This is a genomic window from Tenacibaculum ovolyticum DSM 18103, assembly GCF_000430545.1.
Taxonomy (GTDB): domain Bacteria; phylum Bacteroidota; class Bacteroidia; order Flavobacteriales; family Flavobacteriaceae; genus Polaribacter; species Polaribacter ovolyticus.
The window spans coordinates 864,320-887,958 of sequence record NZ_KE387163.1 but is presented as its reverse complement, the minus strand read 5'-3'; the positions used below and the strand labels follow the sequence as shown (position 1 = coordinate 887,958).

At 28.3% G+C, this 23,639-nt stretch carries 21 protein-coding genes; 10 read left to right on the top strand and 11 right to left on the bottom strand.

All coding sequences use genetic code 11. The annotated features are described in order from the left end of the window. The first annotated feature begins 85 nt into the window (after positions 1-85). Together H518_RS0114100 and H518_RS19940 are read left to right on the top strand one after the other, a co-directional pair. Entirely contained in the window at positions 86-1,531 is a 1,446-nt protein-coding gene (locus H518_RS0114100) for a DUF389 domain-containing protein (protein ID WP_028889663.1), read from the top strand. Between the two features lie 88 nt (positions 1,532-1,619). Further along, complete coding sequence (locus H518_RS19940; protein WP_051263788.1) at positions 1,620-2,081, top strand: thioredoxin family protein; 462 nt, start codon at positions 1,620-1,622, stop codon at positions 2,079-2,081. A 309-nt stretch (positions 2,082-2,390) separates the two neighbouring features. Here the strand turns inward: H518_RS19940 and H518_RS0114090 are convergent, their stop codons facing one another. From H518_RS0114090 to pdxH, 4 genes are all read right to left on the bottom strand, one after another. Continuing rightward, complete coding sequence (locus H518_RS0114090; RefSeq protein WP_028889662.1) at positions 2,391-3,485, bottom strand: OmpA family protein; 1,095 nt, start codon at positions 3,483-3,485, stop codon at positions 2,391-2,393. A 118-nt stretch (positions 3,486-3,603) separates the two neighbouring features. Further along, complete coding sequence (locus H518_RS0114085; protein WP_028889661.1) at positions 3,604-4,500, bottom strand: Ppx/GppA phosphatase family protein; 897 nt, start codon at positions 4,498-4,500, stop codon at positions 3,604-3,606. Positions 4,501-4,508: 8 nt separating this feature from the next. Beyond that, entirely contained in the window at positions 4,509-4,997 is a 489-nt protein-coding gene (locus tag H518_RS0114080; protein WP_028889660.1) for a SixA phosphatase family protein, read from the bottom strand. Between the two features lie 30 nt (positions 4,998-5,027). Continuing rightward, positions 5,028-5,675 carry a pyridoxamine 5'-phosphate oxidase gene (pdxH, locus tag H518_RS0114075; protein ID WP_028889659.1) on the bottom strand — a complete coding sequence of 216 codons (648 nt, stop codon included), beginning with the start codon at positions 5,673-5,675 and terminating at the stop codon, positions 5,028-5,030. A gap of 232 nt (positions 5,676-5,907) precedes the next feature. Here pdxH and H518_RS0114070 point away from each other — a divergent pair, with 232 nt between their 5' ends. Beyond that, positions 5,908-8,064 carry a TonB-dependent receptor gene (locus H518_RS0114070; RefSeq protein WP_028889658.1) on the top strand — a complete coding sequence of 719 codons (2,157 nt, stop codon included), beginning with the start codon at positions 5,908-5,910 and terminating at the stop codon, positions 8,062-8,064. 80 nt (positions 8,065-8,144) lie between these two features. Here H518_RS0114070 and H518_RS20590 read toward each other — a convergent pair whose 3' ends face one another. Next, positions 8,145-11,207, bottom strand: coding sequence for a M43 family zinc metalloprotease (locus H518_RS20590; protein ID WP_051263787.1), 3,063 nt, complete (start codon positions 11,205-11,207; stop codon positions 8,145-8,147). Positions 11,208-11,645: 438 nt separating this feature from the next. On the opposite strand from H518_RS20590, the gene H518_RS0114055 reads away from it, so the two are divergent. Both H518_RS0114055 and H518_RS0114050 read left to right on the top strand, forming a co-directional pair. After that, a complete protein-coding gene (locus H518_RS0114055) occupies positions 11,646-12,065 on the top strand; it encodes a DUF2141 domain-containing protein (protein WP_028889656.1) in 420 nt (139 codons plus the stop codon). 1 nt (position 12,066) lies between these two features. Further along, entirely contained in the window at positions 12,067-12,693 is a 627-nt protein-coding gene (locus tag H518_RS0114050) for a tetratricopeptide repeat protein (RefSeq protein WP_028889655.1), read from the top strand. A gap of 140 nt (positions 12,694-12,833) precedes the next feature. On the opposite strand, the gene H518_RS19930 is transcribed toward H518_RS0114050, so the two are convergent. After that, complete coding sequence (locus tag H518_RS19930) at positions 12,834-13,508, bottom strand: hypothetical protein (protein ID WP_043706955.1); 675 nt, start codon at positions 13,506-13,508, stop codon at positions 12,834-12,836. 393 nt (positions 13,509-13,901) lie between these two features. Between H518_RS19930 and H518_RS0114040 the strand changes: the two genes are divergently transcribed. After that, positions 13,902-14,564, top strand: a complete 663-nt coding sequence (locus H518_RS0114040; RefSeq protein WP_028889654.1) for an HAD family hydrolase — start codon at positions 13,902-13,904, stop codon at positions 14,562-14,564. Between the two features lie 130 nt (positions 14,565-14,694). Here H518_RS0114040 and H518_RS0114035 read toward each other — a convergent pair whose 3' ends face one another. The 5 genes from H518_RS0114035 to H518_RS0114015 all read right to left on the bottom strand — a co-directional run bounded on the left by H518_RS0114035 (position 14,695) and on the right by H518_RS0114015 (position 19,413). Further along, positions 14,695-15,468, bottom strand: coding sequence for a pentapeptide repeat-containing protein (locus tag H518_RS0114035; RefSeq protein WP_028889653.1), 774 nt, complete (start codon positions 15,466-15,468; stop codon positions 14,695-14,697). A 118-nt stretch (positions 15,469-15,586) separates the two neighbouring features. After that, positions 15,587-15,862, bottom strand: coding sequence for an HU family DNA-binding protein (locus H518_RS0114030; protein WP_028889652.1), 276 nt, complete (start codon positions 15,860-15,862; stop codon positions 15,587-15,589). Between the two features lie 184 nt (positions 15,863-16,046). Next, positions 16,047-16,991: a methionyl-tRNA formyltransferase gene (fmt, locus tag H518_RS0114025; protein ID WP_205618016.1), complete on the bottom strand. Its 945-nt coding sequence runs from the start codon at positions 16,989-16,991 to the stop codon at positions 16,047-16,049. Further along, positions 16,992-18,878, bottom strand: a complete 1,887-nt coding sequence (locus tag H518_RS0114020) for a RecQ family ATP-dependent DNA helicase (RefSeq protein ID WP_028889650.1) — start codon at positions 18,876-18,878, stop codon at positions 16,992-16,994. Between the two features lie 4 nt (positions 18,879-18,882). Beyond that, on the bottom strand, positions 18,883-19,413 hold the full coding sequence (locus tag H518_RS0114015; protein WP_028889649.1) for an AAA family ATPase: 531 nt from the start codon (positions 19,411-19,413) through the stop codon (positions 18,883-18,885). A gap of 115 nt (positions 19,414-19,528) precedes the next feature. Here H518_RS0114015 and H518_RS0114010 point away from each other — a divergent pair, with 115 nt between their 5' ends. The 4 genes from H518_RS0114010 to H518_RS0113995 are packed head-to-tail and all read left to right on the top strand — an operon-like array spanning position 19,529 to position 23,610. Continuing rightward, entirely contained in the window at positions 19,529-19,810 is a 282-nt protein-coding gene (locus H518_RS0114010) for a DUF493 family protein (protein ID WP_028889648.1), read from the top strand. Position 19,811: 1 nt separating this feature from the next. Then, positions 19,812-21,416 (top strand): peptidylprolyl isomerase, encoded by a 1,605-nt coding sequence (locus H518_RS0114005; protein ID WP_028889647.1) that lies wholly within the window; start codon positions 19,812-19,814, stop codon positions 21,414-21,416. Positions 21,417-21,419: 3 nt separating this feature from the next. Continuing rightward, positions 21,420-22,268, top strand: coding sequence for a hypothetical protein (locus H518_RS0114000; RefSeq protein ID WP_028889646.1), 849 nt, complete (start codon positions 21,420-21,422; stop codon positions 22,266-22,268). Further along, a complete protein-coding gene (locus H518_RS0113995; protein WP_240472520.1) occupies positions 22,231-23,610 on the top strand; it encodes a peptidylprolyl isomerase in 1,380 nt (459 codons plus the stop codon). Before H518_RS0114000 ends, H518_RS0113995 begins: the two co-directional genes overlap by 38 nt. Positions 23,611-23,639 lie beyond the last annotated feature (29 nt).

The following is a 23,639-nucleotide window of genomic DNA, read 5'->3' as shown; positions in this document are numbered from 1 at the left end:
AGCTCGAAAATATTTTCGAGCTTTTTGTTTTTATTTAATAAAGTAGGAATTTTGTATCTTTGCGAACCTGAAAAAAGAAAATAATATGGAAGATAAAATAGATCAAAACGAAAGTGTAGAGCAATCTAAACAAGCAGTTCATGAAGATGCAAAAGGTTTGTGGGAAAGCTCAAAAAGGTTTATTGTTGAATTATTAGATTTTCGTCATGACACCGATCAAGAAGCAACTATAGAAGCAATTAAAGTTGATATACCTTTTAAAGGAGCTACAGCTTGGATTTTAATTTGTTCAATATTCGTAGCCTCTATAGGTTTAAATGCAAACTCAACAGCTGTTGTAATTGGAGCCATGTTAATATCACCATTAATGGGGCCTATTTTAGGAATAGGTATGTCTATAGCAATTAATGATATTGATACGTTAAAAAAATCAATGGTAAACTTAGCAACTATGATTGTGTTAAGTTTGTTAACCGCTTTTTTGTTTTTCTTTTTATTTCCTTTAAAAGAGGAAACTTCAGAACTGTTAGGTAGAGTAAAACCAGATATACGAGATGTGTTAATTGCATTTTTTGGAGGTTTAGCTTTAATTATAGCACGTACAAAAAAAGGAACCATTGCTTCAGTAATATTTGGAGTTGCAATTGCAACAGCATTAATGCCTCCTTTATGTACAGCTGGGTATGGTTTAGCAATAGGTAATTTTGATTACTTTTTTGGAGCAATGTATTTATTTACAATCAATACTATTTTTATTGCATTAGCTACCTTTTTAGTCTTAAAATTGTTAGGTTTTACAATGATTCGTTATGTAAATTCTGAAAAAAGAAAAAGAATTGCTCGTATAGCATCATTTGTAGCCTTTTTGGTTATGGTACCTGCGATATTTACTTTTATAAGTGTATATAAAGAAAGTGTTATTAATTCGAATTATGATAAGTTTTTAAAAGAGAAAATAGAGTCAAATAAAGATCTATGGCTACAGCGTAAAAATATTGATAGAAAAGGAAAAAAGATAAATCTATTTTTTAACGGAGATGTAACAGATGCTACAGAAACTTTTTTAAGAAATGAATTAAAAACATACGATAAGTTAGATGCTTATCAATTAGTAATAAACGAAAATAAAGCACGTAGTGTAGATAGGGTAGTAGATGCTTATGATAGAGCAATTGTTGATTTAAATCAAAAAGACGATGTAATAAATGGTTTGCATAGAGAGATTGATGATTTAAAAAATACTATTTCGAAATTAAACAATAGTATAGAGCAAAGTGCTTTAATTAGAGATAAAAACAGTGTGCCTTTTAGTAAAATAGCAAAAGAAGCTAAAATTAGATTTAATGATATTAAGGCAATTAGTTTTTCTAAAAGATTATCTTCTAAAGATTTTATAAAAATAGATACGATTCCTGAATTATCAGTTGTGTGGAGCAAGAAATTAGCTGATTCTATTGTTCAGAAGAAAGAGAAAGAACTTAAAGGTTGGTTGCAAAAGGAGTTGAAATTAGAAATTACTTTACTAAAGTAGTACTTGTGTAGATGTATATTTTAAATGGATACTTAAATAAATTTATGTGGTATTATATTTGATACTTTTATAATCTATAAATAGATGTATGAAAAAAAATTCAATAACAATCTTACTGTTAATGATTTGTTTTCTTGTAAGCGCACAAGAAAAGAATGTAGATATTGAAACATTATGGTTGAATTCTTATAAGGAAGCTTTAAAAAAGGCAAAAAAAGAAAGAAAACCAGTATTAATTTATTTTAAAGGATCAGATTGGTGTGGCCCTTGTAAAAAATTAGATGAAGGATTATTTATTTCAGATAAATTTAAAAAAATAGCTAAAAAGAATTTTATTCTTTATGAGGCTGATAATCCTTATAACAAAGATTTAGTAGAAGCAGATAGGTTAAAGGTGAATCTTAAACTTGTAAAAAAATTTAAGATAAGTTCTTATCCTACATTGCTATTTGTTAATCATAGACAAAAAATCATTGGATATAAAAGAGGAATGATTTTAACCGATTATTACTATCCTTTTTTTCAGTCAGTTTTATCTAAGTTTAAATAAATTTAGATTAGAGTTACTTTTTATATATAGTATGAAATAGTTCAATGTAGGTTTCCTTAAAATTAGCTATTTGATGAAAATATATTGTAATATTTAAACTCTATTTTTAGTTAAAAGGGATAGTGATTGTGTGATAAGGTGAATTCCTTTATCTTAATTTACATTATATTTCTTTTTTAGAGGCAATGTATATTAAAATTAATTAGCGATTTATTAGTTTAAGACAACATACTAAATTTACATAAAAAAAACCTCTTGAAGTTTTAACTTCAAGAGGTTTTAAATTATTAAAAAGACTAAAATAAATAGTTAATTTATAACTCTAAATTCAGTTCTTCTATTTACTAAGTGTTCAGCTTCAGTACATGAAACTTTGTCAGAACACCTGTTTTTAAGTTTAGATTCACCATAACCTTTTGCTACGATCTGACTAGGGTTAACTCCTTTTGAAATCATGTAAGTAGCAACAGCTTTAGCTCTTCTATCAGATAAGTTTTGATTAGATGCTCTAGATCCTCTAGAATCTGTATGAGAGGCTAATTCAACCTGAACTCCATCTTTTACAACTGGTAATAATCTAGAATCAATTAATTTTTTTGCTGTTGATGTTAACGTAGCACTTCCTAAGTTCCAATTAATTGGTAGTGGGTTGTATGTTAGTAATTTACATTCAACTTCTTTCCATGTAGTTAATCCTCCTTTAGATACTAATACCTCTTTAGTTATTGTTTTGTTTTTTGCAGGTATAGTAATTACTTCATCCCAAGCATCTTTTACTAAAACAGTTTTAGTAATGTTTTTATATATAGCTGGTATTTTAACAGTACGAGTAGTAGGTGGTGTAACCATTACTCTTTTAGTATATGTTTTTTCGTATCCGGGTACAGCTATTTTTTCCGTAGAAGCATCATTGCTTAATTTGGTAAGAGGAATAGTTACGAATTTTGCAGGAATAGGTGCATAACACCAATATCTACAATCATTAGGATCACTAGATTCACAATCAGGAGCTTTTTCACTCATTTCCCATTGCGCAGAAGCAGCTTTTGTTTCAATAACTTCTGAATCTGGCCTAAAGGTAGCTTTAATTATTCTTAATTTATTAGCATCATCTTTAGCTCTATAAGTAACAGTTTTATTTTCCCACACAGCAGGAACGATTACTAAACTCTCACCTGCATCTTTGCTAATTACACTTTCAGTAACAGTTTTGTACTTTGCAGGGTGTGTTACAATTTTTTTGTAAGCAGGAGCTATTTCGATGGTTACATCTTCATTTTTCCAAACCTCAGGTGTTTTACAACGTACATAACATTTACCTGGTTCAGCATTGGTAGGTAAATCTTGCGCAGAAGCTGTAAAATAAAATGCTAATAACGCCCCAGTTAATAATAATTTTTTCATATTAATTAAATATTTGTTTGTGATTACTTAGTTAATGTTAAGACACATATGGGGTGTGAAAGTCACATTTAAACAAATATATGAAAAAAAATAGAAAATGTTAAAAGTATGTTAATGTTTATAATTTATTGAGGTATAGGCTTTTAATTATCCCGTCTGAAAGCCCTATTTTAGGGACAAATATTTTTCTTGCTCCACTCCATTTCATTGCAGAAAGGTAAATTTTGGTTGCAGGAACAATTACATCAGCTCTATCAGGATTTAAACTTAGTTCAGAGATACGATCTTTGTAGCTCATTTTTTTTAAGAATTGATATTGTGCATTTAAGTATATATATGAGATTGGTTTCCCCATATCTCTTCCCGACATTTTAAATATTTTATTAATATTTCCGCCAGAACCAATTAAAGAAATACGCTTATAGTTTTTTGTGTTTTCTTCAATCCACTCTTGTACTTCTTTAAAAATAGCTTTATTTTCTGTCTTTTTATTATTGATTAAACGTACTGTACCAATTTTAAAAGATTTTGATTTAACAATTCTACCTTTAGAAAATAAAGTAAACTCGGTGCTACCTCCACCTACATCAACATAAAGGTAGGTAGAATCTGATTGTAATAATTGATTTAAATCTGTAGAAAATATAATGGCAGCTTCTTTTTTACCATCAATAATGTCAATTTCTACTCCAGTCTTTTTAAAAATAGTATCTATAACTTTAGCACCGTTTTCAGCTTCTCTCATTGCCGAAGTTGCACACGCTTTATATTTTTCTACACCATGAACTTTCATAAGTAGTTTAAAGGCTTCCATGGCATCAATCATTCGATTGATATTTTCTTCAGAAATTATACCTGAAACAAAAGCATCAGCCCCTAAACGAATAGGAACTCTAACTAATGAAGATTTTTTAAATTGAGGTTCTTTATTTTTTTCTTCAATAACATTCGCTACTAAAAGTCTTACAGCATTAGAACCTATATCTATAGCACCGTATTTTTTAATTTTCAAAATATATAGATTTATCTATGATTTTTAGGGAATTCGACTAAAGTAGTTATTCCCTTTTTTATGTTTTTCCAATGTTTGTCTTTAAACTGTATACCAATTACACCGCATGTAGCTACATGAGCTATTGGTTTGTCTCCAAATTTATTAACAAAACTATTTATACCATGATCGTGACTAAATATTATAGCGCTATCAAAACTATCATCTAAAGCTTTTACTGTTTTTACTAAATAACCATCACTAAAACTATAGAGTTGTCGTTTGATTTTTAGGTTAGAGAGTGGATACTTAAAATTTTCACAAAAGATAACCGCAGTATGTAAAGCTCTATTAGCACTACTTGAAATAAAAACATCAGGTTTTTTAATTTCTTTAGTTAAGTGTTTAGATAAAAGATGTGCATCTTTTATACCACGCTCTTTTAGAGGTCTGTCAATGTCTTCTACGCTTTCATACTTCCAAGAAGATTTTGCGTGACGAACAATATAAAGTGTTTTCATTTAATTTTTAAAAGCTAGGTAAATATAAAGCTATGGAGCTAAACGGTCAAGTTTCCAAGAAAAATTTTTTTGCAAAGTATATCTTATACGGTCGTGCATTCTATTAGGGCGTCCTTGCCAAAACTCAATAGATATCGGCTTTATTATAAAACCACCCCAATGTTTAGGACGTATAATTTCTTTTCCTTTAAATTTTTCTTCCGTTTTTTTTAGTTGATTATCAAGTTCTTCTCGAGATGTAACAATTTCGCTTTGATTAGAAGCCCAAGCGCCTAATTTACTTCCATCAGGTCTAGACTCAAAGTAACCATCAGATAAATTTTCTGCAAGTTTTTCAGCTTTACCTTTTATAATTATTTGTTGTTCTAGGCCAGCCCAGAAAAAAGAAAGACATACATTGTTATTATTTAAAATAGCTTTTCCTTTCTCAGAATTATAATTAGTATAAAAAATAAAACCTTCCCAAGTATATTTTTTCAACAGAACAATTCTACTTTTAGGAAAACCGTCTAATCCTATTGATGAAATAGTCATTGCATTGGCTTCATCTACCATTTCAGAATCATCGGCTGTTAGAAACCAGTCTCTAAAAAGTTCAATTGGGTTTTCAGAACAATTTTCTATTAATAGTTCCTGTTTCTCGTATGATTTTCTATGATTACTTAAATCGTGTGACATTATCATTTTTTAGACTACGTAAAAATACAATTTTATCATATAAACTATGCTTTTTTGATTTGAAAATTCAGCAAGATTTGAAAAGGTATGAGCAAGATTTGTTAAGTGTAGAAAAGTGATCTCTTTTAGTTTTGTTAAAAAACAGTTCGTCATTAATTTTAAACAGTTGGGTTTGTCTTTTTATGTAAAGTTTTACAAATAGAGCAAATTTGTACTATCAAATAACAAAACAATGAAACAATTACTATTTATCTTATGCATATTTTTTCAAAGCTATTTCTTTGGACAAACAATAGTCTCAGGAAACGTAACTGATAAAAAAGGAACTCCCATTGAAGGAGCAAATGTATATTTAGAAGGAACTTATGATGGAACATCAACAGATGATAAAGGAAATTTTTCTTTTTCAACATCAGAAAAAGGAACACAAACGTTACTAATTTCTTTTATTTCTTTCGAGACATTTTTTAAAAGTACAGATGTTTCTTTATTAAAGAATTTAAAAATAAAATTAAGAGATGATGTAAATACATTAGATGCGGTAACTATAAATGCTGGAACTTTTGAAGCAGGTGATAATGCTAAGGTTACTGCTTTAAAACCATTAGATGTGGTAACAACAGCAAGTGCATTAGGTGATTTTGTAGGGGCATTACAAACTTTACCAGGAACTTCAACAGTTAATGAAGATGGGCGTCTTTTTGTTCGTGGAGGAGATGCAGAAGAAACACAAATTTTTGTAGATGGTATTCGAGTTTTTACACCTTATTCACCATCAGCTAGAAATATTCCAACACGTGGACGATTTTCTCCTTTTTTATTCAAAGGAATTACATTTTCTACTGGTGGTTATTCAGCAGAATATGGACAGGCTTTATCGAGTGTATTATTGTTAAATACAAATGATGAAGTTATTGAAGAAAAAACAGATTTAGCATTTATGACAGTTGGTTTAGGTGTTGGTAATACGCAAGTGTTTGGTAAAAATTCTTTAAGTGTAAATGCGTCGTATATAAATTTAGCTCCTTATCAATCTGCATTTCCAGATAGAAATAAATGGAATAAACCAGTACAAGCATTAAGTGGAGAAGCTGTATATCGTTTTAAGTTTAAAAATGAATCTTTATTAAAGGTGTATGGAGCGTTCAGTTATACAGATTTTGACTTGGTACAAGAAGATATTAATCATGTAGATGGATTTCGTTTTGGGATGAAAAATAGAAATTTATATTTTAATAGTTCTTATAAAAATAGTTTTGGAGATGGTTGGAAGGTAGCAACCGGAATGAGTTTTACTAATGATCATTCTGATATTAAGGTTTTAGATACTGAAGTTACAGATGATGAAAATTCTGCGCATTTTAAAATAGCAATGAAAAAACGTTTTTCTAATAGATTTAAATTAAATTTTGGTGCTGAGTATTTTATAACAGATTTTAAAGAAAATTATAAAAGTATTGTAAATAATACTGTTGATTATGGTTTCGATAATAATATTTTAGGAAGTTATGTAGAAGCAGATATATTCTTTTCTAAAAAATTAGCATCAAAAGTTGGTATACGTGGAGAGTATTCTGAATTGTTGAATGATTTTACCATTTCCCCTAGAGCATCTATAGCATATAAGTCAGGGAAAAATACTCAATTCTCATTAGCTTATGGTCGTTTTTATCAAAACCCTAAAAATGATTATTTAAAGTTTAATACTAATTTTAAAGCTGAAAACACATCACATTTTATTGCAAATTACCAATATGTAAAAAACAAACAAATATTTAGAGTTGAAGGGTATTATAAAAAGTATCAAGACTTAGTGAAATATGATACTAATTTATCTTTGCCAACATCTAACTATTCAAATTTAGGAGAGGGGTTTGCAAAAGGAGTAGATGTTTTTTGGAGAGATAATAAGAGCATTAAAAATACTGATTATTGGGTTTCTTATTCCTTCTTAGATACCGAAAGAGATTATAAAAATTATCCAACAAAGGCTACTCCAAATTTTGCATCGGCACATAATTTATCTATTGTAGCAAAACATTGGGTTGAAGACTGGAAAAGCCAATTAGGTTTTAGTTATAATTTTGCATCAGGTAGAAATTATACGAACCCGAATGAAGTAGGATTTTTAAATAATAAAACAAAAAATTATAATTCAGTAAGTGTAAATTGGGCATATTTAATCAGTCAACAAAAAATATTATATTTTTCAGTTAACAATGTTTTTGGTACTCAAAATGTATCTGGTTATAACTATAAAAATACTCCAAACATGAATGGTGTTTTTGATAGACAAGCGATAATTCCTAATGTAGATAGATTCTTTTTTGTTGGTTTCTTTTGGACAATTAGTGATAATAAAAAAGATAATCAATTAAACAATTTATAACGGTATTATGAAAGTGATTTTTAAGAAAAAAAGCCATCTGAATTCAGATGGCTTTTAGAACTAGTTAATGAAAAATCGAATTATTTTATTAAAAGCTTTTTTAAAGTACTTTCTTTTTTAGTTTTCATTTTTAAAATATACATTCCTTTGGTAAGGTGTTGTACAGAAAATTTATTTTTATTTGTAAACTCTCCTACTTTTTTTCCTTGGATATTAAATAATTGAGCAGAAACATTTTCATTGGTAGTACTTCTTATGGTAATATAATCTGTAGCAGGGTTTGGAAATACAGATAGTTGAAGTAATGTAGATGTTAATGAAGCAGTAGGACCTGCTACAGGAAGCGAAATACTTAGTTGATTACTCCATGCACTATTTTCAGTCGAGTTTTTTGCTCTAACTCTAAATGTGTAATTCGTATCAGAATTTTGTTTCGATACCCAAAGATAATAAGTAGTAGAAGTACCTTCTGTTACCCAATTTCCGTTTTTAAGAAGTTGAACCTCGTAATCTGTTGCTCCAGAAACGGTATTCCAAGAAGCATAAAAACCTGTATTATATACTCCAGAGTCACCAATATTTTCAGGTGTTGGTAATGTAGGTGTAGGTTCGTTTCCACTTCCAGAAAATGAAACGGTATAATCTTCAGCTTCACCATCACCTATAACTGTACACGCATCAGTAGGTGAGCTATAATATTTCATAATTACACGCATTCTTGTAGTACCAGAAGCAGCATTATCAACAGTAAAGTTACCAGAAACAACTCCGTTACCAGAAAGACCATCTACAACTCTTTCAGAAGGTTCAAATGAGTTATTTTTATTATAGTCAATAAAAATAGCCCAATGTTCAGTATAAGCAGAACCTGAAAAACCAGGTGTTAAACTAACACTAGTTGCATTTCCAGGAGTTAAATTAACTGTTTGAGAGGTATGATCTCCGTAACCATTAGCATCCACTCCAGAAGTGTTAGAAAAACTATCAATAGTTACATTTTGTATGTATTCGTAAGTATTGCTACCTGTAATAGTACAGTAGTTTCCTCCACCAGTATCAGCACTTGTTGTTGCTGTTGTGGTATTAGAATAACTTGAATTTGTATTTCCTGAGAAAGCACGAACTCTGTAAGAGTATGCTGTACTAGCAGTTAAACCTGTATTAGTATAAGTAGTAGCGTTGGCTGCTGTAGTGGCAATTACAGAAAAACTACCATTAGCACTCGTTTTTTCAATAGAGAAACCATCTTCATTAGATGAATTATCTGACCAATTTAATACTATTTCAGATGAGGAATTAGAGGTACTGGTTAAATTAGATGGAGCGTTAACAGGAGTAGGGTTATTGTCAATTATTGTTTGCCCTGCTCGTATATCACCATTTGGCTTTGTTGAAAAAGCATATTCATATATAGTCATACCACTTCCGTCAGAGGTAACACTAGCCTTCATCCAACCATGGATAGGTTCGTTATTATGAACAGCAGAAAAACCAATATAACCAGTTTGTCCATCCCAAGTCGTATGGCTTAAGGTTCTTAAATCTAATTGATCTGGGTATGCGCCTGGTGCTGTAAAATTGCTACTAGTAGAAATTAGTTGGTTGTTGTTAAGTAAAGTAATGTTTCTGGTAGCAGAAGATGTAACTAATTTTTTACCGTATGTTTCTAACTTTAAATGAGTGCCAGTATATTGCCATGCACCATAAGCTCCATCTCCATTTATTTTAGTAAGAGAAAACCATTTCCAAGTTGCTCCTGTACCTGCAGATGCATCAGCAATGTTTTCATAAATTATTTCAAAAGGATCGTAAAATTTAAAATTTAATCCTACAGAGGCGCATGATAAACTTTGGTTTGCACCAATAGCTGAATTGTTAAAAGTTAAATTAGCAACCAGATTGTTTGAAGTTAAATGATTGTTCGCAGTACCCGTAATTGTTATGTTAGCAGTAGTGTATGATGTTGTTTGTACTGTTGCTGATAATCCTTGTGGTAAACTTAATGAATAATCTGTTCCAGAAACCAAGGTTGCAGATGATGACGCAAAATTTGCACCAGAAACTGTTATAGTAGCAGATTGGTTAAATGAACCATTGTTAGCTATAAGTTCTTTTACAATAGCGTTGTCTATACTTAATGCAGCACCAGAGTTATTAACACCTGTGTCAATTAAGTTTTGTGATTGCCATAATGTTTGACGAGCAGGATGTTGTAAGGCAGCTAACATTCTATTAGTCTGTCCAGATGTAAACATTTTGTAACAGCCAAATCTAGCACCATTGTATCCCATGTAATTTTCGTAATTAATGTAATTTCCTTCACAATTTGTACTAGGAGCACAGCTTGTACCTGTAATTGATCCATCTTCAGCAGGTGTATCGGTAACTTCATCGTTAGGGTAAGTACATCCTCCTTCAAACGTATGTATAAGGTTTAAATAGTGTCCAAATTCATGAGTTAAAATTGAGGCAAATTCATCACCTGTATTTCCATGTAAGTATTGTCCGTTATAAACAACCCTGGCGGTATTACTATTAGACATAGATGTGTTTGGATACCATGCAACACCAGAGTTTGTTGATGCACCATCATTGTATAAATCACCTTGAATATATACGTTCATGTATTTGTAGTTATCCCAAGCATCATTTGCTATTTGAGAATCATAACCTCCACCATTACCGTAACCAGATTTTTCAGGATAATAAACAACACCTTCTGTACAGTTTCCATAAGGATCTAATTTTGCTAATTTAAATTCAATGTTAAGTGTACTTTTTCTAGCGTTAAAATAAGAATCAACACTATTAAAGTCAGGGTTTAAACCTTGAAAGTCGTCGTTTAATTTTTGTAAAGCAACTTTAATTTTATCTGTTGTAACTGTTTTTCCATGTTGTACATCTCCATAGATATGAAATACAACTGGTATTGTATAAGTAGCAGCTGCTGCTTTTTGACTTAGTTTATTATTTGCATGTTTTTTTGTAAATAAGTTAAATTTTTGATGTTCAATTTTAGATTCTGGGTGTTTTTTAAAATAAATTTCGTTCTGTTCACTGGCTTTACAAGCATGTTCAGATTGTGAGTAACTGTAAAATACTGATAGTGTGAAAAACGCAATTAAAAAGTTAATTTTTTTCATAATTGAAGGAGTTTGTAATTTTAATTAATTAAATCTTTTGTAAAATTATAATTTTTATGAAATATTGGTAATGCGTAATTTATCTTAAATAGATACTATATTATTGTTAATCTATTGTTTTTGAGTGTTTTGTTTCCTTGTGATGCGTGATGTTGTTTTTGTATTTGATTTTAATAGCTAATTAATTTGAAAGTTTTACCAATAAAAAAAACAGAAATTAAAAAATCAAGTGATGTTTTTTGAAAAGAAAATTATTTTCTCATTGAGGATTATTCTCAATTTCGTCTATAAAAAAACAAAAAATGTATCTGTTGCCTCTACGAAGAAAAAAGAAGTTGTTAAACAGTTCAGTAATAAAAAACAACAACTCAGTCTCAATTTTTATAAAACAATAAGAAAAGTTAAGATATTTGAACTATTAATTAAAAACAAAAAGAAATGCAAAGAAGTATTTTAATAATGATACTATTTTTAAGTGGTATTATAAATAGTATAGCTCAAGAAAAACATACAATTACTTTAGAGTTTGAAGGGATTAAATCAAATAAAGGGAGTTTGTTTGTAGCTCTTTATAATACAGAAGATACTTTTTTAAAAAAGCCTCTAAATGGAACTATTGTAAAAATAGTTAATAAAAAGGCGATAGTAGTTTTAAAAGATATTTCAGCTGGAGTATATGCTGTCTCGGTTTTTCATGATATTAATGATAATAAAAAAATGGATACTAATTTTTTAGGAATTCCTAAGGAGCCAACAGGTATGTCTAATAATGCTAAAGGCTTTATGGGACCACCAAAATATAAGGACGCAAAGTTTAAGGTATTAAAAGATATAAAATTAAATATAAATATAAAATAAGATGAAAATAATAAGCACTTTAATAATATTGGTTTTTACGGTAAGTTTATCTGCACAGAGTCAGTATGAAAAAGGAATGTCGAAAGCTTTTGAGTTATGGGGAGCAAACAAAAATAAAGAAGCAGGTCAATTATTTGAACGTATATCAAAGGCAGAGAATGATAATTGGTTGCCTTCTTATTATACAGCAACTATTGAAATTATTGGAAGTTTTGGTGTAAAAGAAGAAGTTGTTTTAAAAGCTAAATTAAATAAGGCTCAAGAGTTTTTAGATAAGGCAATGATTGTTTCACCAGATAATCCAGAAATTTTAATAACACAAGCGTTGCTAAATACGGCTTATATGGCTTTTGATGGGCAAAAATATGGGATGTCTATGTCTATGAAAAATAAAGGATTGTATTCAAAATCTTTTAAGTTAGCACCCAATAACCCAAGAGTTATTTTAAGTAAAGCAGAGGCAGATATTGGAGCAGCTCGTTTTTTTGGACAGTCTACCGCTCCATTTTGCAATGATATAAAAAAGGCAATTGAGTTAGGTAAGAAAGAAAAAATAACAATAAAGTTTTATCCTAAATTCATGCTAAAGAGAGCAGAAAAAGTATTAAAACAATGTGAGCAAAAATAGTATGTTATAATAATAGTCTTGATTAAACCATTACTAATTAAAGTGTTCTTTGAATAGGGAATGAAGGATTCGATAAGTGGTATTTAAATTTAGCTATGATGATTTTAAGATAATAGTAATAGAAAAAATAATTCAGATAATTAATTCAAATTAATTATCTGAATTATTTTTTTAAAAGATTTTTTATTGGTAATCCACTTTTTGTAGTCCTTATGAGGTAAGTTTTCTATATTTATTTTAGGGTGTAGTTTATGAAAAATAGTTAAGGCGGCTAAAAAACTTCCAGCTTTAGATGGATGAAAATTATCTAAACTATAAAGACTTTGTAAGTTTTTAAAAGAATTATACATTTTCCATTTCTCTCCAACAGAAAATAAGATAGCTTTGTTTTTTTTTGCTGCAATTTTATGATTTTCAATAACTTTATCAAAGGTGTGGTAGTAGCCTATTGATGGCCATACCATAAAATAACCAAGTTCAACTTTATATTTAGTACAGATTTTTTTTATTTTTCCTCCATCTTCAATCAACATTTTTTTACCTTCCTTTTGAGACGATGGTCCTTGTTGAATGATTATGTAATCATATTTTCTCTTTGCTAATTTTTTTTGAATCTCTCCTTTTTCAATATGATCAATAATAGCATGATTGGGAAGAGATATGTCTTTTGTTTTAATTGATATACCATTTTTTTTTCCAATATATCCTAATATATCAGGCATGTCATTAGTGTAGGTTAAACTATTACCTACAAACAGAATGTTTTGAGATTGAACTGAAACCTGAATCAATAATAAAAAAAGTAATTTTTTCATATTTGTTATTTAGATATATGTATTCTCATTAAAAATAAAATCTATAAAAGAATTAACTCATAATTCTATTATAGATTTTAAAAATAAATAAAAATATAGAAATAATCATGTTTTCGTGTGAAGTCAATTTTATTAAAATAATCTTTACATATTGAGTTAAGTTTAATAAATAGGTTTTAAAAATAAATTATTGTAAAATATTAACTGATGTTCTTATAAAAGAGAAGGCTGATGGAAGAGTAACTTTTCTTTTAAGAAGGAGAAAAGTATGAGTGAAATATTGCTCTAAATTCATAAAAAAATATATAATTGGTATTAAAACAATGTGAGAAAAATAGTTGTTTTTGTATTGTGTAAATGTCTACTTTTGTGATATAATACAAACAAAGAACAATGGCTTTAAAAGCAGTTTTATTTGATATGGACGGTGTAATAGTAGACACTGAGCCATTACACAAGAAAGCATATTTTTTAATGTTTTCTAAAGTGGGAATTGAAGTTTCTCAAGAATTATATAATTCTTATACAGGACAATCTACAATAGATATCTGTAAAGATTTAGTAAATAAATTTAAATTATCATTAGAAGCTACAGCATTAGTTGCTTATAAAAGGGCTTTTTTTAAAGAGCTTTTTTTCTCTGATAAAAATGATTTACAATTACTAGATGGTGTATTAGATTTGATTCAAAATTATTATGAAAATGGAGTTACATTGGTATTAGCATCTTCAGCTTCTATGGTTACGATAGATAATGTTTTTAATAAGTTTGATTTGAATCAGTACTTTAAAGGGAAAATTAGTGGAGCAGATTTAAAGGCATCAAAACCACATCCAGAAATATTTTTAAAGGCAGCTGATATTGCTGAGGTTAGAAAAGAAGAATGCTTAGTTATTGAAGACTCTACAAATGGTATAAGGGCTGCCTATGATGGCGGAATTTATTGTGTAGCTTATAAAAGTGAGCATTCTAAAGAGCAAGATTATTCATTAGCTCAGAAACTTATTTCTGATTATGCAGAAATAAAATATGAATTGATAAAAGATATCGTTTAGTAAAAAAGAATAATTAGATTCTTTAATTACTTAAAATTAAAAAAGGAATGAGTTCTATATTAAATAGAATTCATTCCTTTTTTTGATAAACTATAAAATTAAAAAATACTTAAAGTCGTTTAGTAGATTATTACTTTTTATTATTTAATAAATACGTATTAAAGCTTTTACCATTAATGTTCGTGTATTTAGAATCTATCTCATACGCTACATTCATATCTATAATATTAAAATCTCCAGATACATTTGTGTATTTTATATTTAAATCTTCTTTGAAATTTACGTTATTAAAAGATACACCTTCTTTAAATTCAGTATATTTAAAAGTTGCACTTTCACTAAATACTGAGTTTTTAAAACTTACATGTTGTTTAAATTCAGCATACTTAAAAGTAGCAGGTTCCTCAAAAAAAGTATTCTCAAATGAAATATTTCTTTCAAATTTGGCATATTTAAAAGTGGAGTCGTCATTAAATTTGGTGTTTGAGAAATTTGTATTTCGTTCAAATTCAGAATATTTAAACATTGCTTTCTGTTTAAAATTACAACCTTTAAAAATTACATCACTTTCAAAATTTGCAATAAATGTATAACCGCTTTTCTCATGAGGTATATACGCTAATACATTATCATTAAAGGTACAATTAATAAAAGAAACTTTATTTGTAATTTGTTTTTCTATTGTGTTTGAGCCACCATTATTCCACCAGCTTTTTCTTTTAGGTAATTTAGGTAAAGCCTCATTCATAAAAGTAAAATCTAAAACACCATTAATAGTTGCGTTAGAAACCTCTACAGGTTTACCGTTTTTAATTTTTTGAATAATATCTGAAGCGTTTACTATTTTTTGGGCATGAATTGTAAGACAAAATAGAACAGCAATAAAAGTAATTGTATTTTTCATGATTTATGTTTTGTATTCTAATTAAGAGACAATAATTACTTTTATTTGTGACACTATTAGAAACAAAAACAGCATTTAGTTGCCTAAATGCTGTTTTAAATATATTTAAAGAAAAGTTTTAGTTGTTTACTGAGTCACTTAAACCAGCACCTGCCTTAAACTTAACTACATTTTTAGCAGCTATTTGAATTTCTTTTCCTGTTTGAGGGTTTCTACCAGTTCTAGCAGCTCTTTCAGAAACAGACCAAGTTCCCCATCCAACTAATGCAACTTTGTTCCCAGTCTTTAAAGAATTAGTAACATTAGAAGTTAAAGAGTCTAATGCAAGTTTAGCAGAAGCTTTAGAAATTCCTGCGTCAGCAGCCATTGCATCGATTAAATCTGATTTGTTCATAATTTTGATAATTTTAAAAAGTTAATTTTCGTTTTTCGCTTAATAGCTCAACAAATATAGTAGGAATGCGGTACCATGCAAGTTTTGACTGTGAAAAACTAGTATTTTGTTAATAAAAGATGCGTAATTGTTAATAACCCTAGTTATTTTTTTCAAAAAAAGCCAAAACCCCATGAATAAAGGGCTACAGCGCTTTTGCTTCTTTGTCAAATTGAAAACCGTTTAATAAACTTTTTATATCCATTAATTTTTTACCTGAAATTTTTATTTCTTCAATAATGAGGTAACCGTCTTGTACAGCGATTTTTAATTCTTTTTTAGACGTAATAACACTTCCGTTAGTTAAATTATGAGATGAAAACTCTTTTGTAGTTTTGTATATTTTAGCAGAAATTTCGTCCTCTCCATTTTTTATTGTTGTCCAAGCTGCAGGATAAGGGTTTAATCCTCTTATATGATTGTAAATTTGGTTTAAAGGTTTAGACCAATCTATTTTACAGTTATGAGGATATAGCTTATGAGCAGGTTTTTCTTCTAATTCTGGCTGTTTTGTTGTGTTAACAATTCCAGTAGCTATTAGATCTAAGGTTTCAGCAACTAAATTTGCTCCTAAGTACATTAATTTATCATGTAATTCACCAACAATTTCATCTTCCTTTATATGAACCTCTTTTTGTAAAATAATTTCACCAGTATCAATTTTATCATCAATAAAAAAAGTAGTAACTCCTGTTTTGGTTTCTCCATTAATAATAGCCCAATTAATAGGAGCAGCTCCACGATATTCAGGTAGTAAAGAAGCGTGTAAATTAAATGTACCATATTCTGGCATTGCCCAAACAGCTTTAGGTAGCATTCTAAAAGCAACTACTATTTGTAAATTAGCATTCCATTTTTTTAAATCCTCTTGAAACTCTTCACTTTTTAAATTTTTGGGTTGAAGAATAGGTAGATTTTGAGACAGTGCGTATTTTTTTACGGCAGATTGATTGAGTTTACGACCTCTACCAGCAGGTTTATCAACAGCAGTAATTACTCCAACTACATTATAATCATTTTCAATAAGGTGTTTTAAAATGGTAACAGCAAAATCTGGTGTTCCCATAAAAACGATGCGTAAATCTCTCATTTATAGTAAAAAGTATTTATTGTTAGTAACGTTGATTTTTTCTTCTGATAACAGCGTTCGCAAAAGTATTAAAATGTTTGCTTCTTTTTCATTTAGCAGTGTACCTATTTCATAAACGGTTAAAGGTTTTCTATTCTTTAATAAGTTAACAATAGTAATAGGTTTTATAGAAGAAGTTTGTTTTTGTTGTAAACAAACATCACAAATACCACATTCTTCAACTACACTTTCATTAAAGTAATCTAGTAATTGTATGCTCCTACAAACTTCATTGTTTTTTATGAAGGTTAATAAGTCTTTGTTTTTTTGTTTTTTTTGTTCTAAATAAAGATGAATATTTTTAGAAACTTTATTTACAGTTTTATCATCTTCTCTCGGATGTAAAAAGAATAATTCTGAATTATTAGTTGCTTTGTTATATTCCAATAATCCCTTTTCAACCATGCTTTCTAGCTCTTTAATTACTTGCCATGAAGTAATTGCTGCTTTCTTAGCGATGTAAAATTCATCAATTTTTACAGGCGCTTCAAATACACCGCCATATAAACGTAAGAATGTTTGTATAAAGTTTCTTGAAGAAGGGTTTTGCTGAGAATATAATAAAACTTGCTTACTAGAAACAGTAAATTGAATGGTAGATTTTTGTTGAAAATTAGAATTCAATTCAATAATACCATTACTATTTAATATTTGTAAGGCATTGTAGGTTCTATTAGGAACTAATTTATATTTATTGCAAAACTCTAAAAAATTAAAATCAAAAGCAGTTTCAATAAACTCTCCTTTAGCTATTTGAAATTGTTGATACAATTTTCGATGAACAATTTTTATATCATCAATAGTTGGGAGTGATTTATTTAATAGTTCTTTGCTTAGTTTAATATCATTTTCATTAGTTAAAACAACTGAAAAAGCTTTGTTGCCATTTCGTCCACCACGACCAGCTTCTTGAATGTAATTTTCTATAGATGCAGGAAGGTTTAAATGAATAACAACACGAACATTTGGTTTGTCAATACCCATACCAAATGCATTAGTAGCAACTATAATTGGTGTTTTTTCGGTAATCCAATTATCAAAAGAAATTTGTTTTTCAATACTAGTTAATCCACCATGATAAAAACTACTTTTAAAACCATTTGCATTTAAATACGAACAAATTTCTTTTGTTTTAACCCTTGAATTGACATAAACGATTGCAGGAGCTTTCGTTTTTATGAAAATTTGTTTCAGCTTATGAAGTTTATCATCAGTCTTAAAAATTTGATAAGCTAAGTTTTCTCTATAAAAAGATTTTTTTAAAACTTTTGGAGCTTCTAAATCTAAAGAGAGAATAATATCATTAATTACTTTTTTAGTAGCAGTAGCTGTTAAAGCAATAATATTAGTATTAGGGTGTAGTTCTTTTAGAATAGATATATTTTGATAAGAAGGTCGAAAATCATGTCCCCATTCAGAAATACAATGCGCTTCGTCAATCGCTATTAAATTTACATTTAATTGTTTTATTTTTTCTTGAATAAAACGGGATTGTAAACGTTCGGGAGAAAGATATAAAAATTTGGTTTTACCGAATCTTATATTGTCAAATAATGTAATTATTTCATCTTGAGAACTTCCTGAAGGAATTACAGTTGCTTTTATACCTTTGCTAGTAAGACTTTCAACTTGGTCTTGCATTAAAGCTATTAAAGGGCAAATAACAATGCATACTCCTTCATTTACCAAAGCGGGAATTTGAAAACATATAGATTTTCCTCCTCCAGTTGGTAATAAAACAACAGTGTTTTTACCTTTTAAAACAGTAGTAATAATTTCTTGTTGAGGAAACCTAAATGAATTATGCCCCCAATAATGTTGTAATATTTTTAAAGATTCTTCATACATCGTCTTATAACGATTGTAAAATGAAATCGCAGCGTTCTTTAACTGTCCCGAAAGGAACATTGATAATTTCGTATCCTAATTCTTTATAAGATTCCTTTAAATAAGTATCAATTTTTACAGCTTGTTCAAAAGTTTCGTAACGCTCATTATCAGATAGATATATTTTTTTCCAAGGCGCACACATAAATACTTTCGTATATAAATATTTATTACTTTTTTCTTTATAAATAGCAGGGTATTCATTGCCTAAATAATTCATATACGCATGTACGTCAGGAATTCCCCTATCAAAAAAAACAATATCTGTATCATTTTTTTCGGCTTCTATGTATTGTTGCTCTCTACCTTCTAATAACATCTGACTAAAAAGTAGTGGTTGTTCTAAAAACAATTGATCTATTCCTTCTTTTTGAGCTTTGAGTGTTACTTCTCTTGAAATTTCAGGCATGCAATTATACCCCAGATTTATAAACTCTCTTAAAATTGAAGACTTACCTGTACCAGGTCCTCCTATTAAAACTATTTTTTGTTGCATAGTGCAAAAATATAAGTTTCAATTTATAAATGTAATAAATAGTGTAATTTTGTGCTTCATCTATTTTAAGATTATTTATGATGAGAATTATTTTTTAAATTTTTTATAAAACATTATGTCAGATAGAGAAGCATTTTACAGTAAATTAAAAGTACAATTAGATGATACTACAAAATTTCCTAGTAAATATTTGTATAAATTTATTGTGCCAACAGATGCAAATCAAGAAGAAGAGGTAAAGAAAGTGTTTAATGGAGGTGGAGCTGTTATTGAAACAAAAAAATCAAAAACAGGTAAATACATTAGCCTTTCTATTTTTTTAATTGTTAAGAGTGCAGATGAAGTAATTGCTTATTACAAAAAAGCAGATGTTATTAAAGGTATAATTTCACTATAAAATGAAGAAGTTTCTTTTGTTTTTTTTAATGGTTTTGATGGCGAGTTATTCTTTTTCTCAAAAAGATAAAGAATTGTTTCGTATAAATAATTCGCCAGTAATGGTTTCTGAATTTAAACAAGTATATGAGAAAAATTTAGAACTGGTTGTAGATGATAGTTCTAAAGACATAGATAAATATCTTGAATTGTTTATAAATTATAAATTAAAAGTAAAAGAAGCCTATAGGTTAAAATTAGATACTTTAAAAAGTTATAAGCAAGAGCTAAAAGGTTATGAAAATAATTTATTAGCTCCTTATTTACAAGATGTAAAATATTTAAATAAGTTAATAAAGCAAGCATACAAAAGAAAAAAAACGGAAGTTAAAGCAAGTCATATTTTAATCAAACTACCTAAAAATGGAGTTGAATTAGATACATTACCTTTATACAAGAGAATTTCTAATGCTAGAAACAGACTATTAAACGGAGAATCTTTTGAAAAAGTTGCCAAAGAAGTATCAGAAGATCCATCTGTAAAAATAAATAGCGGTAATTTAGGTTATTTCTCTGCTTTTACAATGTTACATGCGTTTGAAAATGCAGCCTACAATACACCTTTAAATGAAGTTTCTGAACCATTTAAAACAAAATTTGGTTATCATATTTTAAAGGTTACTGGAAAAAGAGCATCTAAAGGAGAGTTTGAAGTTGCTCATATTTTAATTAAAAAATCAAAAAAAGGTAAAGTAAAGATTGATTCGCTCTATAGAAAAATACAGTTAGGAGAGGAGTTTGAAGAAGTTGCTAAAAAGCATTCTGACGACAAAGGAACAGCCTCTTTAGGAGGGAAGTTACCAAGATTTGGAACCGGAACAATGGTTGAGGATTTTGAAAATAATGTAAGATTATTAAAACAAGAAGGGGATTATACAAAGCCATTTAAAACTAAATTCGGATGGCATATCGTTAAGCTGTTAAAAAAATATCCGTTAGGTACTTTTGAAGAGGTTAAAAAACAATTAACCAATAAAGTGAAAAAGTCTAATAGAGCAAGTTTGTCAAAACAAGCAGTTTTAAATAGATTGACAGCTAATTATAAAATAGTAGAAAATAAAAAAGCAATAAATGTTTTTTTAACATCTGAAATAAAGGAATTAAAAAAGCAAAAATTAAATAAGGTATTGTTGTCTATTAACGATAAGAAAATTTATCAAAAGACTTTTTTTAAATTTATAGAGCGTAAATACAATAAATCAATAAGTAATTTATATAAGCGATTTAAGAATAATCAAATTATAGAGTATTTTAAAAATGATTTAATAAACACAACACCTCAATATAAAAACACGTTATTAGAGTATAAAGAAGGGCTGCTGTTGTTTAATTTGATGCAAGAAAAAATTTGGAATAAATCATCAAAAGATACATTAGGCTTAAAAGAGTTTTATAGTTTAAATAAAGTGAAATATAATGGTGAAAAACTTGATAGTATAAAAGGTCAAGTAATTAATGATTATCAAAAAAAAATAGAAGAAGATTGGATTAGAAGTTTAAAAGTGAAAAATAAAGTTAAAATAAGAGAAAGAGAATTAAATAAGTTTAAAAAAATATATAATCAATAAAAGGTGAAGAAAATATTCTATTTATTTGTGTTATTACTTATCGTTTCTTGTGATTTTATTAGTTTAAAAACTAATAAGGTTACTCTACATAAGCCTATTGCTACAGTTTATAATAAAAATTTGTACAAAAAGGATATTGAGGAGTTATTACCTAAAGGTATTACAAAAAAGGATAGTCTTGTAATTGTAAAAGGACTTATTAATTCTTGGGCTAAAAAACAATTACTATTAGCTAAAGCAGAAGAGAATATTTCTAGTGTTAATAGCGATAAAATAGAGAATTTAGTAAATAGCTACAAGAAAAGTTTATATATAAATGGGTATAAGGAACGTTTAATAAAACAACGGTTAGATACTATTGTTAATCAAGAAGAAATTAATAGGTATTATCAGAAAAATAAAGAAAATTTCAAACTAAATGAAGAACTAATACAGTTTGATTATGTTCATTTTGGTAAAGATTTTTTAGATAAAGAAGAGGTAGTAAAAAGTTTTAAATTTTCTAGAGAAGAAGATTTAGATAGATACTTGTTAAACTTTAAATCTTATCGATTACAAGATTCAACTTGGGTACCATTCTCTTTTTTAAAGAAAAAAATACCCCCTTTTCAGGCTGAAACTCAGCAAAATTTGTTAAAAATATCTAAATACATACAAAAAGAAGATAGTTTAGGAGTATATTTGGTCGCTGTAAAAAAAATGTTACTAAAAAATACGGTAGCACCTTTAACATTTGTGAGTTCTAGGATAAAACAAATTATTTTACACAAACGAAAATTAGAATTAATTAGAGAGATAGAAAAAACGTTGATAAATGATGCAATTCAAAACAAAAACTTTAAAGAATACTAGTATTTTATTTACCATTTTTTTAGCTAGTTTGGGTGTTGTAAATGCACAGAAAACTAAAATTGATGGTGTTGCTGTAGTAATTGGTAAAAATATTGTTTTAGATTCTGATATAGATAAATTTAAACAAGAAGTTGAGTTAAGGAGCGAAGGGAAAGTTAAGATTTCTAATTGTGAAATGTTAGAAGAATTAATGGAACAAAAATTATTAGCGCATCATGGTGTGATTGATAGTGTTGTTGTTGCACAAGCAGATATTGATAGTAAGGTGGCAAGAAGTATCGCTTATTTTACAAATGAGTATGGTAGTGAAGAAAAAGTGATTAAAGCATATGGTTTTAATGATATTGAAGATTTAAAGAAAGAATTAGGTAGAGTACAAAAGGAAAATCTTCTTATAGAAAAAGAGCAGCAAAAAATAACAGAAAATGTTGATGTAACCCCTGAAGAAGTAAGAGTATATTTTAAAGGGTTAAATGATAAAAAAGAACTGCCAGAAATTGCTGCAGAAGTTGAAATAGCACAAATTGTATTAAAAGCTGAACCAACTAAAGAAGAAAATGATCGTATTATAAATAAACTTAACGAAATTAAAAAACAAGTTGAGGGAGGAGCTAGTTTTAAATTAAAAGCAATTATAAATTCAGAAGATCCTAGTGTTACACAAAATAGTGGTAATATGGGGGTTATAACAAAAGAAACTGGTTTTGTAAGAGAATTTAAAGAAGTAGCTTTTTCATTAGAAGAAGGAGAAATTTCTGAACCTTTTAAATCTCCATTTGGGTATCATATTATTTTATTAAATAAAATAAGAGGAAATGGACGTGATGTTTCTCATATATTAATGCAACCAGAAATTGCAGACGAGAAGTTAAAAGAAACAAAAGAAGAAATAGAGAAGATTATAAAAGAAATAAAAGAAGGTAAGTTAACTTTTGAAGAAGCGGCTAAAAAGTACTCTGAAGATAAAGATACAAGGAATAATGGAGGTTTAATAATTAATCCATACACACAAGAAACTACTTTTGAGTTAACAAGAATGGCTCCAGATTTATTTGGAAGAATTAGTGAACTTAAAAAAGGAGATTTGTCAGATGTTTTTTATGATGAAACACGTGAGGGTGAGAAAATGTATAAAGTAATTTTCTTGAAAAATAAAACTGAAACACACAAAGCAGATCTTGTAGAAGATTATGTAAGAATGCAACAGTTTGCTTTAGCTAAGAAAAAAGAAGAAGCTATAAAAAAATGGTCGAAAGAAAAAATACAAGAGACTTATATTAAATTAGGTAATAATTATAAAGATTGTACCTTTAAAAAAGATTGGAGAAAAGAAAATAAATAAGAACTAATAATTTAGTATATTGTGATTCC

Excerpts from the sequence above, each read along its gene's own strand:
- H518_RS0114100 (WP_028889663.1), top strand. The coding sequence starts at position 86 with ATGGAAGATAAAATAGATCAAAACGAAAGTGTAGAGCAATCTAAACAA.
- H518_RS19940 (WP_051263788.1), top strand. The coding sequence starts at position 1,620 with ATGAAAAAAAATTCAATAACAATCTTACTGTTAATGATTTGTTTTCTT.
- H518_RS0114090 (WP_028889662.1), bottom strand. The coding sequence starts at position 3,485 with ATGAAAAAATTATTATTAACTGGGGCGTTATTAGCATTTTATTTTACA.
- H518_RS0114080 (WP_028889660.1), bottom strand. The coding sequence starts at position 4,997 with ATGAAAACACTTTATATTGTTCGTCACGCAAAATCTTCTTGGAAGTAT.
- pdxH (WP_028889659.1), bottom strand. The coding sequence starts at position 5,675 with ATGTCACACGATTTAAGTAATCATAGAAAATCATACGAGAAACAGGAA.
- H518_RS0114070 (WP_028889658.1), top strand. The coding sequence starts at position 5,908 with ATGAAACAATTACTATTTATCTTATGCATATTTTTTCAAAGCTATTTC.
- H518_RS20590 (WP_051263787.1), bottom strand. The coding sequence starts at position 11,207 with ATGAAAAAAATTAACTTTTTAATTGCGTTTTTCACACTATCAGTATTT.
- H518_RS0114055 (WP_028889656.1), top strand. The coding sequence starts at position 11,646 with ATGCAAAGAAGTATTTTAATAATGATACTATTTTTAAGTGGTATTATA.
- H518_RS0114050 (WP_028889655.1), top strand. The coding sequence starts at position 12,067 with ATGAAAATAATAAGCACTTTAATAATATTGGTTTTTACGGTAAGTTTA.
- H518_RS19930 (WP_043706955.1), bottom strand. The coding sequence starts at position 13,508 with ATGAAAAAATTACTTTTTTTATTATTGATTCAGGTTTCAGTTCAATCT.
- H518_RS0114040 (WP_028889654.1), top strand. The coding sequence starts at position 13,902 with ATGGCTTTAAAAGCAGTTTTATTTGATATGGACGGTGTAATAGTAGAC.
- H518_RS0114035 (WP_028889653.1), bottom strand. The coding sequence starts at position 15,468 with ATGAAAAATACAATTACTTTTATTGCTGTTCTATTTTGTCTTACAATT.
- H518_RS0114030 (WP_028889652.1), bottom strand. The coding sequence starts at position 15,862 with ATGAACAAATCAGATTTAATCGATGCAATGGCTGCTGACGCAGGAATT.
- fmt (WP_205618016.1), bottom strand. The coding sequence starts at position 16,991 with ATGAGAGATTTACGCATCGTTTTTATGGGAACACCAGATTTTGCTGTT.
- H518_RS0114020 (WP_028889650.1), bottom strand. The coding sequence starts at position 18,878 with ATGTATGAAGAATCTTTAAAAATATTACAACATTATTGGGGGCATAAT.
- H518_RS0114015 (WP_028889649.1), bottom strand. The coding sequence starts at position 19,413 with ATGCAACAAAAAATAGTTTTAATAGGAGGACCTGGTACAGGTAAGTCT.
- H518_RS0114010 (WP_028889648.1), top strand. The coding sequence starts at position 19,529 with ATGTCAGATAGAGAAGCATTTTACAGTAAATTAAAAGTACAATTAGAT.
- H518_RS0114005 (WP_028889647.1), top strand. The coding sequence starts at position 19,812 with ATGAAGAAGTTTCTTTTGTTTTTTTTAATGGTTTTGATGGCGAGTTAT.
- H518_RS0113995 (WP_240472520.1), top strand. The coding sequence starts at position 22,231 with ATGATGCAATTCAAAACAAAAACTTTAAAGAATACTAGTATTTTATTT.